At 29.8% G+C, this 2,658-nt stretch carries 1 protein-coding gene and 1 pseudogene; one reads left to right on the top strand and one right to left on the bottom strand.

Annotated elements, in window-relative coordinates:
- Window positions 1-1,290, top strand: a 1,290-nt coding sequence (locus tag MRZ08_RS07050; protein WP_297381036.1) for an ABC transporter ATP-binding protein, incomplete at its 5' end; no start/stop codon positions are given.
- 414 nt (window positions 1,291-1,704) lie between these two features.
- On the opposite strand, the pseudogene MRZ08_RS07045 reads toward MRZ08_RS07050, so the two are convergent.
- Window positions 1,705-2,658, bottom strand: a pseudogene (locus tag MRZ08_RS07045) (IS256 family transposase); the annotation flags it as partial.

Raw genomic sequence — 2,658 nt, 5'->3', positions numbered from 1 at the left:
GTAACTGGTTGGTATGAGCAAATGTATGAGAACTTTTTAAGAGAACAGAAGCTAGGTATAAATAGTTTTTTTCTTAAGGATCTTGATATTATAGAAAGCGACTATTTAAGGTCAATCCTAGATATTATTACTAATCTGTCGCTATTAACTTTATCTTTGATAAGTCTACTTCAAATTCATAAGTTGTTTATTATTTTGCTAGTAGGTTTAGTATTAATCAGTTCATTGGTCACAATAACTTTCTCAAAGAAAATAGAACATTCAAATAATACTTATTTAGAAAGGGTAAAAGAAATGAGCGACAGCTTAAATGAATTTGCCAATGGATTTGCGATTATGAAGTTTTTTAAACTTAGTGGAATGGTGATTAATAAGATGAAGATGAAAATAGATTATCAAGAAATAGCAAGAGAAAGTAGAATGAACTTAGCACAAGTAGCTAATGGAACCATAATGAAGTCAACCTTGTTAATACATTTGATAGGTTATGCTTTGGGGGTCTGGTTGATATATAAGGAACAGCTTTCCATAGGATTAATGATAGCTAGTATAGAATTAATTGGTTACTCTTTTGAGCCTATTGTCTCTATTACAGGTGCATTTACTCAGATTAAAGCATGTGATAGCATTATTAAAAGAATTAAGTCTATAATGGACAGCAAAAATCCAAAAGGAAAATCAATTAAAGGGGAAATTAAAAGAATATCTGTTAATGATTTGAGTTTTACATATGAGGCAGCAAAAAAAACTACTATTGATAATTTCAATATGGAATTTTCAATGGGAAAATCTTACGCTATTGTAGGTAAAAACGGCAGCGGGAAATCTACTTTGTTAAAGATTTTAGCAGGTCTATACAAAACTTATAAAGGAACTATAAACATAGAAGATATAGAGTATAAGGAGATTTCAGAGAAATTAATATTTGATAGAGTTTCATATATACCTCAGTCATCTTTTTTGTTCTCTGGGACTTTATCAGAAAATTTCAATTACAATATAAATGAAGATGTCATAGATAGTCTTCGAGATTTCAACATAGATTATATTAATAAATATGAGACTATAACTAATCTATCAGGTGGAGAGCTTCAGAAACTTTCTATTATCAGAGCTTTGAACAAAGATGCCGACATTATTATTGCTGATGAACCGACTTCTGCGCTAGATGATGAATCAAAAACTGTATTTTTTAATTTACTAAAAAACAGCGAGAAATTATGGATAGTTGTAACACATGATTCTAGGGAGTTAGATAAATTTGATCATGTTATAGATTTAAACGTATAAAAAATGAATGTATTCACGAACTGAACATTAAGTAGCAAGAAGGTAGTCTGTGATTAATTCAGTCAGAAATTTAGGGAACTAAAGAAACTATTAGTGTACGAATAATCATATTTACTAACAGGATCTGATAAACCTATTCATGGGTAAGCAGTAATTCATTCTTACTGAATTTGCTGTTTAAGTTAAGAAAGATTGAATGAAAATTCAAATGACTTGTTAAGAGAAATAATATCCATAGAAAGTCCTTGAACTATAAAATATCGTTAGTAGAATTATGAATTTGTTGTATTCTGTCTAAGTGAATTAGATAATTGGAAAATATAAATAATTATTCGATAAATTATTTTCTTGACAATATTATAAATTATAAGTCAAGTCCATAATATTGTGTAAATTAAACTAGCACAATATTTACTATTTCATTCTAACATACAATTTAGAAGATGTTATCCAATCCTCATTGATATCAATGAGGATTGCGCCTATTAGACGCATGGCTGAATCTTCATTAGGAAATATTCTAACGACTTTTTCTCGCCTTCTAACTTCTTGATTTAATCTTTCTAAGCAATTTGTTGACCTAAGTCTGCTATGAATAACATCGTTAGCTAGATATGAAAAAGCATCTTCAAATCCTTCATCTAAGGTGTTTAAGGAGTTTTGAAATTTCTTTTCGGTTTCATATTTTAAGAATATTTCATCTTTCATTTTTCTTGCCAAGTAGATATCTTGGATTTTAAATAATGCTTTGATATCAGTTCTAAATTCTTCAGTGTTTTTCTTTGGCGCTTTTGATAGGATATTTCTTAAGAAATGTACCTGACATCTTTGCCATATTACATTTATGAATGTTTCTTTTATTGCTTTTACTAGGCCTTTGTGAGCATCTGATATTACCATTTTAAGTCCAGATAGTCCTCTAGATTTTAAATATTCAAAGAAGTTTGATCAGGAGTATTCACTCTCGCTAGAGCTTAAGTCTAAGCCTATTATTTCTCTATTTCCTTTTTCATTTATTCCTATTGCAATATGACAGGCCTTTGATACTACACGATTGTTTTCCCTTACTTTTATATATACTACATCTACCATTATGTAGGGATACATAGTAGCACTTAGGTCGCTATTTCTCCATAGTTTTACTTCTTCGTCAAGTTCTTTAGTTAGGGATGATACAAAGGATTTAGAATATGTCTTGCCGCACATATTTTCTATTACTTTGGATACTTTTCTTGTTGATACTCCTTGGACGTACATTTCTAGCATGGTTGCAAGTAGTGCTTTTTCATTTCTTTGGTATCTTTCAAAGACTTCTGTCGAGAATCTACCATCTCTTGTTCTAGGTACTCTAAGAGTTAACGTTCCTAT

Source organism: Anaerococcus sp., assembly GCF_022770135.1.
Classification (GTDB): domain Bacteria; phylum Bacillota; class Clostridia; order Tissierellales; family Peptoniphilaceae; genus Anaerococcus.
Note: the sequence above shows the minus strand (reverse complement) of the source record. Positions and strands in the feature narration are given on the sequence as shown.